14 protein-coding genes are annotated in these 16,211 nt (G+C 73.0%); 4 read left to right on the forward strand and 10 right to left on the reverse strand.

Annotated features, from left to right (window positions below; all coding sequences use genetic code 11):
* Positions 1-151: 151 nt before the first annotated feature.
* From ACFWFZ_RS14040 to ACFWFZ_RS14065, 6 genes are all read right to left on the reverse strand, one after another.
* Positions 152-1,426 (reverse strand): glutamate synthase-related protein, encoded by a 1,275-nt coding sequence (locus ACFWFZ_RS14040; protein ID WP_387121483.1) that lies wholly within the window; start codon positions 1,424-1,426, stop codon positions 152-154.
* Positions 1,423-2,451: an asparagine synthetase A gene (locus ACFWFZ_RS14045; protein ID WP_387121486.1), complete on the reverse strand. Its 1,029-nt coding sequence runs from the start codon at positions 2,449-2,451 to the stop codon at positions 1,423-1,425. Before ACFWFZ_RS14045 ends, ACFWFZ_RS14040 begins: the two co-directional genes overlap by 4 nt.
* Entirely contained in the window at positions 2,448-3,818 is a 1,371-nt protein-coding gene (locus ACFWFZ_RS14050) for a methylaspartate mutase (protein ID WP_387122006.1), read from the reverse strand. Before ACFWFZ_RS14050 ends, ACFWFZ_RS14045 begins: the two co-directional genes overlap by 4 nt.
* Before the next feature lie 83 nt (positions 3,819-3,901).
* Positions 3,902-4,429 carry a cobalamin B12-binding domain-containing protein gene (locus ACFWFZ_RS14055; RefSeq protein ID WP_387121489.1) on the reverse strand — a complete coding sequence of 176 codons (528 nt, stop codon included), beginning with the start codon at positions 4,427-4,429 and terminating at the stop codon, positions 3,902-3,904.
* A 279-nt stretch (positions 4,430-4,708) separates the two neighbouring features.
* Positions 4,709-5,965: a helix-turn-helix domain-containing protein gene (locus ACFWFZ_RS14060; protein WP_387121492.1), complete on the reverse strand. Its 1,257-nt coding sequence runs from the start codon at positions 5,963-5,965 to the stop codon at positions 4,709-4,711.
* A gap of 480 nt (positions 5,966-6,445) precedes the next feature.
* A complete protein-coding gene (locus ACFWFZ_RS14065; protein ID WP_387121495.1) occupies positions 6,446-6,583 on the reverse strand; it encodes a hypothetical protein in 138 nt (45 codons plus the stop codon).
* Positions 6,584-6,770: 187 nt separating this feature from the next.
* Here ACFWFZ_RS14065 and ACFWFZ_RS14070 point away from each other — a divergent pair, with 187 nt between their 5' ends.
* From ACFWFZ_RS14070 to ACFWFZ_RS14080, 3 genes are all read left to right on the forward strand, one after another.
* Positions 6,771-7,019: a hypothetical protein gene (locus ACFWFZ_RS14070; RefSeq protein WP_387121497.1), complete on the forward strand. Its 249-nt coding sequence runs from the start codon at positions 6,771-6,773 to the stop codon at positions 7,017-7,019.
* A 171-nt stretch (positions 7,020-7,190) separates the two neighbouring features.
* Entirely contained in the window at positions 7,191-7,601 is a 411-nt protein-coding gene (locus tag ACFWFZ_RS14075; protein WP_387121500.1) for a four-helix bundle copper-binding protein, read from the forward strand.
* Positions 7,602-8,239: 638 nt separating this feature from the next.
* Positions 8,240-8,899: a hypothetical protein gene (locus ACFWFZ_RS14080; RefSeq protein WP_387121503.1), complete on the forward strand. Its 660-nt coding sequence runs from the start codon at positions 8,240-8,242 to the stop codon at positions 8,897-8,899.
* A 154-nt stretch (positions 8,900-9,053) separates the two neighbouring features.
* On the opposite strand, the gene ACFWFZ_RS14085 is transcribed toward ACFWFZ_RS14080, so the two are convergent.
* Positions 9,054-9,701 carry a DUF305 domain-containing protein gene (locus ACFWFZ_RS14085; RefSeq protein WP_387121506.1) on the reverse strand — a complete coding sequence of 216 codons (648 nt, stop codon included), beginning with the start codon at positions 9,699-9,701 and terminating at the stop codon, positions 9,054-9,056.
* 247 nt (positions 9,702-9,948) lie between these two features.
* On the opposite strand from ACFWFZ_RS14085, the gene ACFWFZ_RS14090 reads away from it, so the two are divergent.
* Positions 9,949-12,732, forward strand: coding sequence for a heavy metal translocating P-type ATPase (locus tag ACFWFZ_RS14090; protein ID WP_387121509.1), 2,784 nt, complete (start codon positions 9,949-9,951; stop codon positions 12,730-12,732).
* Positions 12,733-12,769: 37 nt separating this feature from the next.
* Here ACFWFZ_RS14090 and ACFWFZ_RS14095 read toward each other — a convergent pair whose 3' ends face one another.
* The 3 genes from ACFWFZ_RS14095 to ACFWFZ_RS14105 form a co-directional block, all read right to left on the reverse strand.
* The gene (locus tag ACFWFZ_RS14095) at positions 12,770-13,927 is read right to left on the reverse strand and encodes a site-2 protease family protein (protein ID WP_387121512.1); all 1,158 of its coding nucleotides are present in this window, start codon (positions 13,925-13,927) and stop codon (positions 12,770-12,772) included.
* A gap of 62 nt (positions 13,928-13,989) precedes the next feature.
* On the reverse strand, positions 13,990-14,457 hold the full coding sequence (locus tag ACFWFZ_RS14100; RefSeq protein ID WP_387121515.1) for an HPP family protein: 468 nt from the start codon (positions 14,455-14,457) through the stop codon (positions 13,990-13,992).
* A gap of 234 nt (positions 14,458-14,691) precedes the next feature.
* Positions 14,692-16,017: a PP2C family protein-serine/threonine phosphatase gene (locus ACFWFZ_RS14105; RefSeq protein WP_387121519.1), complete on the reverse strand. Its 1,326-nt coding sequence runs from the start codon at positions 16,015-16,017 to the stop codon at positions 14,692-14,694.
* Positions 16,018-16,211 lie beyond the last annotated feature (194 nt).

Raw genomic sequence — 16,211 nt, forward strand, 5'->3', positions numbered from 1 at the left:
CTTCCGGGCCGATCGGCAGATTGCCCGGAAGGCGATCGGCAGTTTCAACTGCCGCTCGGAAACGCGGTTGACGTGCAGACACGAGAAGCCCGTCCGGGCGCACCAGGGCGCCCGGACGGGCTGCGGCAAAAACCTTCCCGGTTCTTCTCTTTTATTCGGCGAGGGGAATTCCAGGGAAATACGGCGCCCATACGTCGTCCCGGTCCAGCGCGGCCGGGGTGTATTTCCCGAGCGCGCTGATCAGCAGCCGGAGTTCGAGCGCGAGGCACTCCGCGAACCGGATCAGCCCGGCCTGCGCATCCTCGGCCGTGGCGAGCAGGGCCGCCCGGCCCAGACCCACCGCGCGGGCGCCGAGCGCCAGGCTCTTCACCGCGCGGCCGCCCTCCCACATCCGTCCGGAGACCAGCAGGCACGGCGGCGGTCCGGCGGCCGCCAGCCGGCGCAGGCACTCCGCGAGCGGCAGGCCGACCTGCGCCGGGAAGGCCTCCGGCGCCCAGCCGGTGCCGCCTTCGGCGCCGTCGACCGTGACGGCGTCCGCCCCAGCCTCGGCGGCCACCCGGGCTGCCTCGGCGACGTCCCGGCCCGGGTGCAGCTTCACCCAGACCCGGGCCCGGGGGAAGTTGTTGCGCATCAGCCGGACCTGCTGGCGCAGGATCTCCGCCGTGAAGGTGCCCGGCGTACTGGAGCGCAGGACCCGGCCGTCGCCGAACACGTCGTCCAGCCCGTACCGGTCTGCGACCCGGGCGGCCGCTTCCGCGTCCAGTACTGTCATCCCGCCGAGGCCCGGCTTGGCCCCCTGCCCCAGCTTCAGTTCGAAGGCCAGTCGCCCGGATTCGAGGAGCGGCAGCGCCGCCGGGTCGCTGTAGAGGAGGTTCCACACCTCGGCGTCGGCGTCCTCCGTGGACTGCTGCACGGCGACGCCGCCCCGCCCGTCAGGAAGTTCTTCGGCGTAGGCGCGGAGCCGGCCGAGGAGCGCCCGGTCGGCCGCCTCGCCCTGTCTGCCGTAGCCGTTCACCGGGACCACGTTCTCGCCGATCACCATGGGGATGCCGAGCGCGCCCGCCTGCCGGCTGAGGGCGAGTCCGAGATCGCCGCCGGCCGCCCGGGTGGAGCCGAGCGCCGACACGTACACCGGCAGGTCGGAGGTGAACCCGCCGATTTCGGTGGTGAGTTCGACGTCCCGGTAGTCCGGCTCGCGGCCGAGGTCGATCAGCCGGGCGAGCCGCTGCGGCATGAGGACCGGCGGGATGATCCGCAGTGCGTCGAGCGGATCGCGCTCCCCGTCCGGCCGCCGGCAGCCGCCGGGCTCCGCGCCGAACAGGACCCGCCCGTACTCGCCGGGCGGCGGGAAGGCCGCCGCCGCGCCGGCCCGGGCGCGCCGCCGGACCTCCTCCTCGGGGAAGCCGGGTGCCGAGACGTCGCTCACGGCGACACCACCCCGGCGAGCTTGGGGAAGGCGCTGGCCTGCCAGACCGCGTCCAGCCCGGCGACGTAGCGGGTCAGCCGCTCGACGCCGATGCCGAAGCCGGCACTGCCGGGCACGCCCCCGCGGACCAGGTCGAGGTACCAGCGGTACTTCTGCGGGTTCTCGCCGGTCTCCCGCATCCGGGTGACGATCTCCGCGTAGTCGTTGGTGCGCTGGCTGCCGCTGCACAGTTCGCCGTAGCCCTCGGCGGCGATGAGGTCGAAGTTCCGCAGCAGGCCGGGCTGTTCGGGGTCTTCCCGGTCGTAGAAGCCGCGCGAGCCCTTGGGGTAGTCGGTGACGAAGAACGGCCGGTCCCGCTGGGCGGACAGCAACGCCTCCCCGTCCCAGTCGAGTTCGGCGTCGGGGCTCTGCGGGTGGCCGAGCCCCTGGAGTGCGGCGACGGCCTCGGCGTGGCGCATCCGACCGAAGGAGCCCGTCAGCAGTTCGGTGAAGGCATCGACGTCCCGCCCCAGTTCGGCGAACTCCTTGGGCAGCTCGCGAAGCGCGCCGTCGACCATGTGGACCACCAGCTCCTCGACGAGCCGTACGGCGTCGTCCCTGGTGGCGCCCGCCATCTCCACGTCGAGTTGGTGGAACTCGACCAGGTGGCGGCTGGTGCCGGCCGTCTCCAGCGGCTCCAGCCGGACGTTGGGGGCGATGCAGAAGATCTTGTCGAAGGCGAGCAGCGAGGCCTGTTTGTAGAGGATGGCGCTCGTCATCAGCTTGTAGCGGTGTCCGTAGAAGTCGACGTCGACCTGCTTGGAGCCGCGCGAGCCGGGGTCGGTGACGGGCCCGACGATGGGTGGGAGCAGCTCGGTGAAGCCGTGACCGCGCAGGAACTCGCGTGCAGAGAAGAGGAGTTGGTGCTGGATCCGGAGCGCGCTGCGGGTGGACGGGGCGGTCAGGTGGCGCCCGGGGTCCGGGATCGGCGCGGAGGCGGGGACAGGGGCGGAGGCGGCGGAGGCGGAGGGCCCGTCGGTGGTCATGGTGTGGTCAGTCCCAACTCTCGTCGTGGCGTGGACGTCGTACGCGGTGGTACGGGCGGAGGCAGGAGGGTGCGGAGCAGGCCGGCGGCGCGGTCGTCGTAGGTGCGTTGGACGTGGGAGAGCGCCGCGATCAGCCCGGCCGAGCCGAGGATCGGCGGACGCGGGCCGCCGCCGTCCGCGCCCCTGGAGATCGGCATCGAGCCGACGCCCGACCAGAGCAGGCGGCCGTCGGGCGCGAGCGAGGTGCGGGCCCGGCCGGCGTTGTCGGGGTGCAGGCAGTAGGGGACGTCCAGGTAGCCGGCGGCGAAGGCCCGTACCAGCGCCCGGCCGATGTCCGCGTCCAGCTCCAGCACGGCGCCGATCAGTGCCCGCGCCTCCGCCTCGATGCCGGTGTCGCCGGCGTACGGGCCGGGCGCGTCGGCGCACGGCGCCGGGCGGGCGCGCTCGGCGGCGGCGGCCGCGGCGGCCTCCTCCAGCGCCCGGAGGTTCTCGGCCACGGTCGGTATCCGGTGCGCCTCGGCGGTCGTCTTGACGATCAGGCGGGCCGCGCCGGCCCGTACCGCCAGCCGGGCCGCGTCCTCCAGCAGCAGCCGGGCCCCGCCGGGCGAGCGCGGGAAGACGCCCATGTAGGCGTAGAGCACGACGTGGTGGTCGATGTCCGGCAGCAGTTCGCCGGCCAGCCTCCCGAGTACGGTGAGCGCCTCCTCGTCCTGACGCGGATCGGCCTGCTGGGCGTAGCTGAGCGAGACCGAGGTCAGCCCGTGCTGCCGGAAGAACAGCGCCTCCAGCACGCTGACCGCGATCAGCAGGCTCGGCGGACAGAGCTGGCCCATCAGGCAGCCGCCGAAGGTCTCCAGGTGCGGCGAGGCTCCGTACTCCCGCGTGGAGGCCAGCAGTTCGCAGCTGCGCTGCCAGGCGGAGACCGCCTCCCGCAGCGGCGTACGGCTGTAGGGCAGGCAGTACGACACCGGGCCGCCCTCGGTGGCGTCCAGGCCGACCGCCAGCAGCGCCCGGACGATGTGCTCGGGCATCGCCGAACCGTGCCGGACCTGCACCGGGAAGCGGGCGTCCGCGATGCCGCTCAGGACCGCGCGGGTGGTGTCGGCGGGGTGGGTGGCGATCGGGTACCCGTTCAGGCCGACACCCTCGGCGAGCGCGCGCCGAGTGGCTTCGAGGTCACCGGTGCGGGTGTAGCTGTCGAGGGTGATGGTGCCGACGGTGACGGCGTCCGCGTCCCGGGTCGCCCGCAGGCCGTCGCGCATCCGCAGCGGATCGGCCATGCCCATCCGGGGCTGGACGACGAGGACGCCGGCCGCGCGGGCCCGGGCGACGAAGGCCCCGAAGCCGGCCGCCGGGGCGGCGGGCACGGCGGAGGCGGCGACAGGGGCGGAGGCGGCGGACGCTCCCGCCCACGCTGCGGGAGCATCGCCCACCCCGCCCCCGTGGCCGGTCACAGCAGCACCCCGGACCCGGCGGGCAGCGCCCCGGTCCCGGCGGCCACGGACCCCTCGGGCAGCGCGCGCGACGCGGCGGCGGGCAGCGAACCGACGAACGACCGGAACTCCAGCACCGAGCCGCCCTCTTCGAAGACCCCGTCGAAGCCCGCCGTCAGCAGCGCCCGCTGCCGGGCCGGCGTGCCGGATCCGCAGATCCCGAGCTTGCCGCCGATCACGGTCGGCGTGCGGGCCAGTTCGGGGCGGGCGCGCAACGCCTCGATCACCCGCAGTCCGTCGTTGAAGCCGTGCCCGTTGACACTGCTCACGACGATGAGGTCCGGCTCGATCCGGCGGCACTCGGCGACCAGCAGCTCGTCCGGCACGCACGCGCCCAGGTTGGTGACCCGGTGGCCGAGCTCTTCCAGCAGCAGCTGGAGGAAGACCAGGTTCCAGGTGTGCGAGTCCGAGGCCATGGTCGTCACGACGACGTCCAGACCGGTCGGCTCGGCCTTTCCGTGCTGCTCCACGGCATGCTGCTCCACGGCGCAAACCCTCTGTGTCGGTAGGTGGTGGGGAGCCCCGGCCAGGGGCGGGACTCCAGGTGCCCGGGGTGGGTCGGACCTCCGCTGTACGGGTCCGGCTCGCCCGGCCGTGGACAGAACGCTAGGGAGGTTCCGGACACCGGACCGGCAGCTCGTCCGGCAGGATGCGGGCAGTATCGGCCCGGTCCGGAGCGGGCCTGCGAGACGGTGGGCGCGACCTCGTAGGAGACCGCGGGCGCGACCTCGTACGAGACCGCGTACGAGACCGTGGGGCGGGTCTCAGCTCGCCGCCGCCAGTTCCGCGTACACGCCGGTCCCGCACAGCCGCCGGCACAGGTTCAGCACGGTGAACCGGACGCCGTCCCGGGCCGGGACGCTGCGGATCAGGCCGCTCGCCAGCAGCTCGTGCACCGCCGCCAGGCACTCCCGCGGCGGTCGGCCGCTCAGCGCGACGGCGTCCTCGCCGGACCAGTCCCCCGGTGTGGCCGCGAGCCGCTCCAGCAGGTCGCGCTGGCCCGGCGTCAACCGGTCCAGTGCGGCTCCGAGCGCCGCCCCCACGTCCGCCCTGCCGCCGAAGCCCGCCGGGGGCGGCCCCAGATGGAACGGCCCGTCCGTCAGCCGCGCCACCAGCTGGCGCGGCGAGAGTACCGTCGACCAGCCGGCCACCAGCTCCAGCGCCCCGGGCAGCCCGTCGAGCTGGCGGCATATCGAGGCCACGGCCGGCGCCTCCTCGGAGTCCAGGCGGAAGCCGGGCCGCAGCCGGCGCAGGTGGGAGAGCAGCAGCCGTACGGCGCCCACCTCGGCCAGTGCCACCGGATCATGGTCGAGCTCCGGCCCCGGTGTGGGCAGCGGGGCGAGCGGGATCACCTGCCCGCCGGGCAGCGGCTGCGGGACCCGGGCGGTGATCAGCACGCGCAGGCCGGGGCAGCGGTGGAACAGCTCGTCGAGGAAGGCGGTGTCCACTCCGGGGGCGGCGCCGTCGAGCACCAGCAGGGTGGGCCGCTCCCCCGTCGCGCGGGCGAGGTCCGCACGGCGTTCGAGTCCGGCGGCGCCCTGCCGGCCGCAGTCGATCCAGCGCACCGACCACCCTGCGGCGAGGTGCAGCCGTCTCGCGACCTCCAACACCAGCCGGGTCTTGCCGACCCCGCCCAGGCCCGCCACCGTGACCAGCCGGTCGCCGTGCACGGCGAGGGCGTCGGTGAGCACCTCGGCCTCCAGCTCCCGGCCGACGATCGCGCCCCTGGCCACCGGCGGCGCGGTCGGTTCGTCGCGCGGCTCCTCCAGGAGCGCCTGCCGGCGCGCGGCCGCCTCGAAGCTCGACCGGTGGTGGCCCTCCAGCCGCAGCGCGTCGGCCAGCAGCCGGACCGTCTCCTGCCGGGGACGCTGCACCCGACCGCTCTCCATGTCCCGGATCGCCCGGACGCTCAGGGTCGCGTGATCGGCGAGCACCTGCTGGGTCAGCCCGACGCGTTCGCGCCGGACCCTGAGCAGCTCGCCGAAGCCCGTCGTCGACTGCGGAGACGTAACACCGTGCATGCCGCGTCCACCTTCCGTGGGTTGGCCAAGTACCGGGGACCGAGGGGCCCGGCGGGCCGTACGGCCCGCCGAGGGCGGCTGCGACCGGTGGTGACCTCCGAGCCGTGTTCCCCTTGTCGCGATGGTCGCCGTCCCGGCTCTACGACCGATCAACACGGGATCACCACGCACCACGCCCCTCCTGCCACGCCCGGCCCTCGCGGGCCGACGCCAAACCGTCTGGGCAGCCGTACGCCCCGCCCGTCGTCGCACGTCATGCGCCCGCTGTCACGTGGGGGGGGCGGGGCGGGGGCCTGCCCGCCGCAGCCGCCGCTACCGCGAAGGGGCGTCCCGTTCCCGTACGCTCGCCTGCCCGACGCACTGAACACCCCCGCCGGTCACTGCCAGGCGGGGGCGTTCTGCCGTGCTGCACATCCCGGCCGGCCTGCACGGTCCGCACCTGAACCGTCCCGCCCCGCCCGGGCCCGGTCGCGGCTGCGGTCAGCTCCGTGTCGCCCCGCCGCGCACCGCCGTGACCAGCCAGGAACTGCTCCGCAGCCACACCCCGCCGTCCGCCTCGTGGCGCCGCAGGGCGGCCGTCAGGGCCTGACGCGCCGCGTCCTGCGCGGGCGGGGTCACCCGGTCGAGCAGGTGACGCCCGGGACCGGAGTCTGGCAGGCAGCGACGCCGCGGCCATCGCGCTCGCGCTCGTCGGCACGACCCACCACCTGCTGATGACCCGCAGCCCCGGACGGGGCGAGGACACCGAAACGACCACGCAGCGGCTGCTGGCCGTACTCCTCGCCTGCTGAGCCGTCGCCCGGCGTTGTCCAAGGCCCTGCAGTCCTGCGGACCGACGAAACCGGGGGCAGCCACCAGCACGGGCCTGCTACGCAGCGGCGACGGCGCCGCCACCTTCCAGCCCGTCACCGGCGCGCCGACGGCCGCCGCCGTGGAGCAGCCCGAGCCCGGCCGGCTCATCGTTCTCGGCACCGACGGCCGCATCCTCACCGCCCGCGACGGCATCTGGCAGCACACAGGCACCCTGCCCCGGGTGGCAAGCCCACCGTGCTGACCGCGGTCACCCCTGGTCGCCCCCTGGCGGCCGAAACCACCTACACGGTGTACTGGGGTGCCCCGGACGTTTCGGCGGGCCACGCAGGTGGGGAGCCGCACACACCGGGTTGCCCACAGGCGCGGCAGCCCCGGCCACGCCGGCCCGCGCGGCGCGAAGGAGGCTGCCGCGATGTCCAGCACCGTCAAGGACATGCTCGCGACCTACCCCGCCGACCTCGGCGACATCGACCAGACCAAGCTGACCCGCTGCATCGAGGAGTGCATCGCCTGCGCGCAGGCGTGTACCGCGTGCGCAGACGCCTGCCTCTCCGAAGGCATGGTCGGCGACCTGGCCAAGTGCATCCGCACCGACATGGACTGCGCCGACATCTGCACCGCCACTGCCGCGGTCCTCTCCCGCCACACCGGCTACGACGCCAACATCACGGCCGCGATCCTCACCGCCTGCGCCGCCGCCTGCAGGGCATGCGCAGACGAGTGCGTCCGCCACGCGGACACGCACGAGCACTGCCGCATCTGCGCCGAAGCCTGCCGCTCCTGCCAGCAGGCGTGCAACGACCTCCTCGGCGCCCTCGGCTGACCCTCAGCCGCCACAGCCCACGGTGTGGACGCCGCGCAGACGCATCCCCACCCGGTGCTATCTTCCTTCCAGTCCGGGTGGGGACGCCCTGCTGGCCTTCCCACTGCCAAGCCCTCCCATGGTCGTGAGGCGTGATCTCAGGCAACCGTCGCGACCGTCGCAGGGGAACGTTGCTGCGGGCAACGCTCCTCGCGGTGGTGCTTGCCCTCTTCGCGATGCACGTCCTGGCCTCCCATCAGCCAGTCCACAGCGGCCACGCCGCATCGTTCCCGCTCGTCGACGCAAGTGGGACGACCGAGCACACTCACTCTCACGCCGCTCCCGCCGATGCCACCGCACCACCGCACAGCCCGGACGGCGAGTGCGACCACGGCGGAGTCGGAGAGAGCTGCCTGGCGCTGCTGTACATCGTCGCCGCCCTCTTCACGTTCGCCCTCAGGCGCGCAGGCAGCAGCGGAGTCCTGCACGCACGGGCAGCACGCACGCACTCCTGGACCAGCCGCACCGGCGGCCCACCCTGCCTTCACCGACTTTCGATCCTGCGCTGCTGAGAGCTCACCAGCGTGACGCCGCACCACCGGTGCCGGCGCTGCTTTCGCCTGCTCTCATCCACCAAGATCCGAAAGGCCCCTGCCCGCGTGACCACCGCTCTCAAGCCCGAGCTGCCCCAGACCTCCCCCGCAAGGCATCGTCGTCCCGCCTTCGACAAGAAGTCGCTCCCGGCCCGCTACACCGGCCAGATGCTCTACTTCATGGGCGCCGCCCTCATCGCCGGCGCCGTCGTCCACTACCCGATCGACCCCTCGCTGTACGCGATCATCTGCGGCGTCGGCGCCGTCGTCTTCCTCCTCGGCACCATCGTCAACGAGTTCGTGCTGTCTGATGAGCGTCCGGCGGTGAGCCAGGCAGTCTCGCTGGTCGCGTTCTCCCTGCTGCTGTCCTTCGGCGTCGGCCTGGTCGGCGGCGGCATCCAGCACTTCGAGCAGTTCCCCGAGCGCAGCGCCTGGATGACCCCCATCGGCCTGGTCATGTCGTACGCGGCGTTCGTGGCCAAGGACTCCAAGGGCCGCTGGCGGCACCTGATCAGCCCGTTCGCGGCGGTCGTCGTCGTCATCGCGGCCCTCACGTGGCTGGGCATGACCGCTCTGGCCGGCACCATCGGTTCCGATGGCCACAGCCACGACCACGGCACCACGACGGGGACACCTGCACAGCCGGACCAGGCTCCCGTTGAGTCGGCCTCTCCGTCCAAGGCACCCGCCGAGCCGGCGCAGGACGGGCACTCCCACGGCCACTGACGCGCAACGCCGGCGCGCAACGGCGGGCAACCCGGGCGGTGCTCACTGCCCGCCCAGGTGCCCGTCCCCACCGCCGACCTGGGCGGGGATGTCGGGGCTGCGGCGGTGCCAGTTCACCGCCGCAGCCCGCCCCGCCCCGGCCGGTACGGCGGCGTCACCGCGCCGTGAGCATCGCGCGCATCTGGGCGATCTCAGCGGTCTGGCTGCGGATGATGTCGGTGGCGAGGTCCTTCGCCGGGCCATGGGAACCGTGCCGAAGCTCGGACTCGGCCATCTCGATGGCGCCCTCGTGGTGGGGGATCATCATGGTCAGGAACATCGTGTCGAACGCCCGTCCAGAAGCGCGATCCAGGTCCATCATCTGCGCCCTGCCCATCATGCCGGGCATGGACGGCGCGTCATCGTCGTCATGCCCCATCCCCGCCATGTCCTCCATGCTTCCCATGCCCCGAGGCACCGTTTCGCCCCACGCCCTCAGCCATCCGGTCATCGTCTCGATCTCCGTGGCCTGTGCCCTCCCGATCCTCTCGGCCAGTGCCTTGACCTGCGGTGAGGAGTCGTGACTGCGGGCCATCTGCGCCATCACGATGGCCTGGCGGTGGTGCGGGATCATCTCCTGGGCGAAGGTGACGTCGGCCTGGTTGTGCTCGTCGGCCTGCGTTCGGGCCGGCACCACCACACCGGCGGGGCGAGCCGGTTCCGCCGAGGCGGCGGCCATGGCGCCGCCGGAGGTGGTCAGGGCGAACGCGGCGGCAGCTGCGGTCAGGGCCGCGCGGCGGCCGTTCCAACGGTTGGCGGTCATGGTGTGCCTCCTGTGGTGAGTCGGCGGACGGGGCCGCGGGCGCCGTGGAACAGTGCGGCGGCGGCCAGGGACCGGCGCGGCGAGCCAGGCTTCGTCGCCGACGGGGCTCGTCCTACCTGCATCGTCGCGCCGACCCGGCTGCGACGGACGGGCCGAACGGGTCCCTCCGGCGACCGCCCGGCCCCTGCCGCGCACCACCACGGGGCGCATGCTGGAAGGGATGGTTCGAAGAGGGAGGCGAGAGCCGATGGGTGCCCTCGATGTGGTGGTCGTCGTTGCCGCTGTGCTGGTGATCGGCGGCCTGGGCTGGTACTTCTTCGGTCCTCGCCGGGCCGGATCGGCCCGGTTGGAGGACGGTGTGCAGCGCGTGGACGTGGTCGTCCGGGGTGGCTACAGCCCGAACCTGATCAAGGTCCGGCAGGGCACTCCGCTGGAGCTGGTCTTCGACCGGCAGGAGTCCGGCGAGTGCACCTCCCGGGTCGTGTTCCCGGACCTGCACGTGAGCGCCGGGCTGCCCGCCCACACGCGTACCACGGTGCGGCTGAGCCCGGACCGGCCGGGCTCGTTCGGCTTCGCCTGCGGAATGAACATGATCCACGGCACCCTGCTCGTCGAACCGGTCGGGCAGCCGGAGCCCGCGCAACCACCCGCCTCCGGCCACGGGGCCGCCACCGGGCCCGCCAGCGCCCCGGCAGCCGCCGTGGAGCGGTCGGCGGCCGAGGCGGAGGCCGCCGACGTCGCCGAGCGGCAGGCGGAGATCGTGGACCTGACCCGCCGGGTCGTGACCGGTGCGGTCCTCACCGCCCCGGTGCTGTTCGCGGTCATGGCCCACGAGCTGTTCGGGGCCGACTGGGTACCGGAATGGATGCTGGACCACTGGGTCCAGCTGGCCCTGATCACACCGGTGATGTTCTACACCGGGTGGCCGATCCACGTGACCGGCTGGCTCGCGCTGCGCCACCGCAGCGCCGACATGAACTCGCTGATCACCCTCGGTACGAGCGCCGCCTACGGCTACAGCCTCCTCGTCACCTTCGCCCCCGGCCTGCTGCCCGAGGACGTGCGCGAGGTGTACTACGAGGCCGTCGGGGTGATCCTCACTCTCATCCTGCTCGGCAGACTGCTGGAGGCCCGTGCGAAGGCCGGCACGGGTGAGGCGATCCGTTCCCTGCTGGGCCTCCAGGCCCGCACCGCGCGCGTCGTACGGGACGGTACCGAGAGCGAGATCCCCATCGAGGACGTCGCCGTCGGCGACGAGATCGTGATCCGGCCCGGAGAGAAGATCCCCGTCGACGCCGAGGTCCTGAGCGGATCCTCCGCCGTCGACGAGTCGATGGTCACCGGCGAGCCCATGCCGGCCACCAAGCGCACCGGGGACACGGTCATCGGCGCCACCGTCAACACCACCGGCTCCCTGCGTGTACGGGCCGCCAAGGTCGGCTCGGACACGATGCTCGCCCAGATCATCCGCCTCGTACAGGCCGCGCAGGCGTCCAAGGCCCCCATCCAGCGCCTGGCCGACGCCGTCTCCGCCTACTTCGTGCCCGCGGTCATCGCCATCGCCGTCGCCACGTTCGCCATCTGGTTCACCGTCGGGCCGGCGCCGGCCCTCACCCTGGCCCTCGTCTCGGCCGTCGCCGTCCTCATCATCGCCTGCCCCTGCGCGCTCGGGCTGGCCACCCCGCTGTCGGTCATGGTAGGCACCGGCAAGGGTGCCCAGGCCGGCATCCTCATCCGCTCCGCCGAGGCCCTGGAGACCGCCCACAAGATCGACACCGTCGTCCTCGACAAGACCGGCACCGTCACCGCCGGAAAGCCCGTCCTCACCGACGTCCACACCGCCGACGGCACCGACGAGGACGAGCTGCTGCGCCTGGTGGCCGCGGCCGAGGAACTGAGCGAACACCCACTCGCCCAGGCTGTCGTCGCCGGCGCCCGCGAACGCGGCGTGACCTCGCCGGCCGCTTCCGTCTCCGACTTCGACTCCGTCACCGGCCAAGGCGTCAAGGCGACCGTCGACGGCCGCGCCGTCCTCGTGGGCGCACCCCGCCTCCTGTCGGCAGCCGGCATCGACACCGGCTCGCTGAGCGCCGAGGCGGCGCGCCTGTCGGCCGAGGGGAAGACGCCCGTACTGGCCGGGATCGACGGCAGGCCGGCGGGGGTCCTCGCAGTGGCCGACACCGTCAAGGACGACTCCGCGGCCGCCATCGCCGCCCTGCAGCACCTCGGCATCGAGGTGGTCATGCTCACCGGCGACAACGCGCGTACCGCCGCAGCGATCGCCTCCCAGGTCGGCATCGGCCGGGTGCTGGCCGAAGTGCTGCCCGAGCACAAGGCCGACGAGATCCGCCGGCTTCAAGCCGAAGGCCGCACCGTCGGCATGGTCGGCGACGGCATCAACGACGCCCCCGCCCTGGCCGCCGCCGACGTGGGCCTGGCGATCGGCACCGGCACCGACGTCGCCATCGAAGCCGCTGACATCACCCTGATCTCCGGCTCCCTCACCGGAGTCGTCACCGCCGTCCGCCTCTCCCGCGCCACCCTGCGCAACATCCGGCAGAACCTGTTCTTCGCCCTGATCTACAACGCCATCGGCGTCCCCCTCGCTGCCGGCGCCCTCTACCCCGTGTGGGGCATCCGTCTCAGCCCGATCATCGCCGCCGGTGCCATGGCGCTGAGCTCCCTGTCCGTGGTGACCAACGCCTCCCGCCTTCGCCGCTGGCACCCCGATCCCCTACCGCACACCGTGCCGGCCCGCGTCGAGGTCCGGGTCGAGACTCCGGGCGACCCCGCGCCGGCCCACCGCCACCCCACGGATACGGGCCCGCACGCGCCCCAGGGCAGCGCCGGCACCGCACGACAGGCCGTGGACCCCGTATGCGGCATGCGTACAGACCCGGCGGGCGCCGCGGAGCGCCGCCGGACCGACAGCGGCGCGTACTTCTTCTGCTCCGCGCATTGCGCCGCCGCCTTCGACGCCGACCCGAGCCGGTACACCACCGCGCCCCACACCCCGCACGAAAGCCGGTGAGAGAGGCGAGAGCCGGTGAGAGAGGGAGCTGCGCGTCTCACGGCACACCGCCGGTGTGCGGGGGCCCTTCGGCTTTCATCAGCCAGGACACGGTACGGCTGATGTCCGCGTACGCGACGATGCCGACGAGGCTGCCGCTCTCGTCCACGACGAGAGCCCGCTGCCCGCCTCCCGCCGGCATCCGGGCCAGCAACTCGGCCAGCTGGGCGTCCGGGCCGACGACGGTGACGTCCGAGAGCGGGACCATGACCTCCTGGACCGTCACCGACCCCCGTTGCCCCTCGGCAACCCGCCCTGCCGCGGCGAGCGTCAGCAGCCCCACCGGACAGTGCCCGTCGTCACCGATGACGGGGAAGACGGAGTGGCGGTAGCGGTAGCGGGGATCTCCCAGGAGCGCCCCGATGGTCAACCCGGCGGGAACGGTGACCGGAGAGGTCGTCATGGCATCCCGCACCGGCACACCGGCCAGGACCGCGCGCAACTGCGCCTGCTGCCCCTCCGCGGTCGCGGCGGCGATCAGGAACCAGGCGATCATGACGAGCCACAGCCCGCCGACCACGTCACCGCGCGCGAACAACAACAGACCGGCCAGGAGGAGGAACCAGCCGAACCCGCGCCCCGTCGCAGCCGCACCTGCCGCAGCCCTCAGCCGGTCACCCGTCCGCCACCACAGGAAGGCGCGCAGCAGTCGGCCTCCGTCCAGCGGAGCGGCCGGCACCGAGTTGAACAGGGCCAGCAGGAGATTGATCACCGCGAGCCATACCAGCGCCTCACTCACCAGCCCGGGCCCCGCTGCCGCATCGACCAGCCACGCAAGCAGCGCGAAGCCGCCGCTCAGGCCCAGGCTCACCAGCGGGCCGACGCCCGCGATGCGCAGCTCGGCGGCGGGCGTCGACGCTTCCGATCTGAGCCTGGCCACACCCCCCAACAGCCACAGCACGATGTCGTCGACATCCACCTTGTTCCGCCGGGCCACCACGGCATGGGCCAGTTCGTGGGCGAGCAGAGACGCGAAGAACACGGCGGCGGTGACCAACCCCACCAGCCAGTAGATCCACCCGGAACGCCCCGGGTAGGCGTCCGGCAACCGTCCGTCGGCCAGCCCGAGTGCGATCAGCGTGAAGATGACCAGGATGCTCCAGTGCACACCGACCCGGACCCCCGCGATCCGGCCCAGCGTGAATGTCGGCTTCACAGCTCCTCCAGCGTCGTATCCGCTCAGCAGGCACGTACGTCACCCCACTGGGGGGATGCCGCTCAGGGAACGGGGTTCACCCGGTCGTCACGGCGGGGCCCGAGTCCCGGGGTCAACGTGAACGGTCCGATCGGTTCCCCCTCCGCGGTCCGGCGCCCGGGGGCCGGCTGCCGTACGAGGGCGGCGACGATGTCGGAGGCTGTGAGCAGTCCGACCAGCCTGCCTCCGCTGCCGAGCACCGGCACGGCGTCGCAACCGTTCTCCGTCATGGCGAACGCCGCCTTGCGTACGCTTTCCTGCCCGCGGACCGCCACCCGACGACGCCCCGACACCAATGTGCCGACGTCCCGTGCCGAGAGCACGACGGCAGGCGCAGAGCACGCGACCGCGATGTCGCAGCGGTCGAGGAGTCCGGCACACCGGCCGTCCGGCAACAGGACGGGAAGGTGCGCGGCACCGGTCCTTTCCAGCAGCTCCCAGGCCATGAGCACGGTCTCCCCGGCGGCGATGGCCACCACGTCCGTTCGCATGACCTCCCCGACGGTCCAGGTCGTCACGGGCGTGTCCGGACCGTCTGGTGGGGGCTGCGCCTGAGGGTGTGTCGCCGATCTCATGCCCGGCTCCCTTCGCCGCGTCCTGTGGTCTTGTCCCGGACATCCAGCATGGCCCTGGCCGGGCGCCACGGGCAGGTGCCGGTCGGGCCCCTCAAGGGGACCGGGGGGCCCATGCCGGTCCGCTCCGCTGGAACGACCGGGCTGGGCGGATCAAAGATCGTGGCCCGGCGGGGTACGGAGGACGAGCAGGGCGATGTCGTCGTGTCCGTCGCCCAGCTGACTGCCGACCAAGGTCTTGCAGAGCCTCTTCGGGGGAAGGTCCGCGTGCTCGGTCAGGATGCGGGCGAGCGCGGTCAGTCCTTCATCGAGCGGCCGGTAGCGGTGCTCGACGAGACCGTCCGTGTAGAAGACCAAGGACGCGTTCGCAGGCAGGGAACAGCGGTGGTCCCGGCGGGGACGGCCCGTGTCCACGCCGAGGGGCAGACCCGGTTCGCCGTGGAGGTACCGGGCCTCCTCTCCCGGGATGACGAGCGCTGGAGGCAGGTGCCCCGCGGTGCTCCAGTGCGCCTCCCAGGCGCGGCCCGCCGGCTCGACCAGGGCCAGGCACACCGTGGTGACCGGGTTGTCGGTGATCGCCTCCAGCGTGCGGTCCAGCTGGGTGAGCACCGTGCTGGGCGGGGTGTGGCATGCGTAGAGCAGGGCACGCAGCATGTTGCGGATCTGAGCCATCGACGCCGCCGCCTTCAGGTCGTGCCCGACGACGTCCCCGATGACCACCGCGCAGGCTCCCCCGGGCACGAGCACCGCGTCGTACCAGTCGCCGCCGAGTTTGGCTCCCTCGGCCGGGCGGTAGTGCGCTGCGGCGGTGAAGGGAGCCAGGTCCGGCAGCGTGGGCAGCAGCAGGCGCTGAAACCGTTCGGCGCCGGCCCGGATCTGGGTGAGCAGGCGTGCCTTTTCGATGGCCACCCCCGCTGCGCCCGCCAGGGCGAGGACCACGGCCTGGTCATCGGCGTCGAAGGGCCTGCCGTCGCGGCGGTCGGCGAGGTAGAGATCTCCGTACACCTCGCCCTGGACCCTGATCGCCGTTCCCAGCAGTGTGCGCATCGGCGGGTGTCCGGGCGGGAAGCCGGCGGACTCCGGGTGCGCCCCGATGTCATCGACCCGCAGGGGTTCGGGGTGGCGGATCACATGGCCCAGCAGGCCCCTGCCCTGCGGCTTCCCGATGCCCGCAAGGCGGCGCTTCTCCTGCTTGGTCAGGCCCAGCGTGATGAAGTCCTGAAGCCCCTCGCGGCGGTCGTCGAGGATGCCGATGGCTCCGTAGCGGGCGTCGACGAGTGCCATCGCACTGGAGACGATCCTGCGCAGCACACCCGGCAGCTCCTTCTCCCCGCTGACGGCGAGTACCGCGTCGAGCAGACCCCGAAGCCGTTCCTCGGTCTCTGCGAGAGCCCTGGCCCGGTCCGCGATGCGGTCCAGAGCGATGTCCAGATCGAACGGCTGACCGCCTAGAGCCCGAGGGACGTACCTCGCATCCATCGCCACCGCCCCTCTCACCGGCCCCCGTCACCGCGGGTTCCGCTCTTACCAGTCTGCAAGCCCGGACGAGAGTCGGACACCTGGGGATCCGTGTGCGGCGAGAGGCCGGTGGGCGCACACCTGCCCGCCCCATGGCCGATTGCGAGCCCCGAGGGCAGGGGCGGCGTCCATCATCATCGGCACGGCCTCGGCGC

It is taken from the genome of Streptomyces sp. NPDC060232 (assembly GCF_042726555.1).
Taxonomy (GTDB): Bacteria; Actinomycetota; Actinomycetes; order Streptomycetales; family Streptomycetaceae; genus Streptomyces.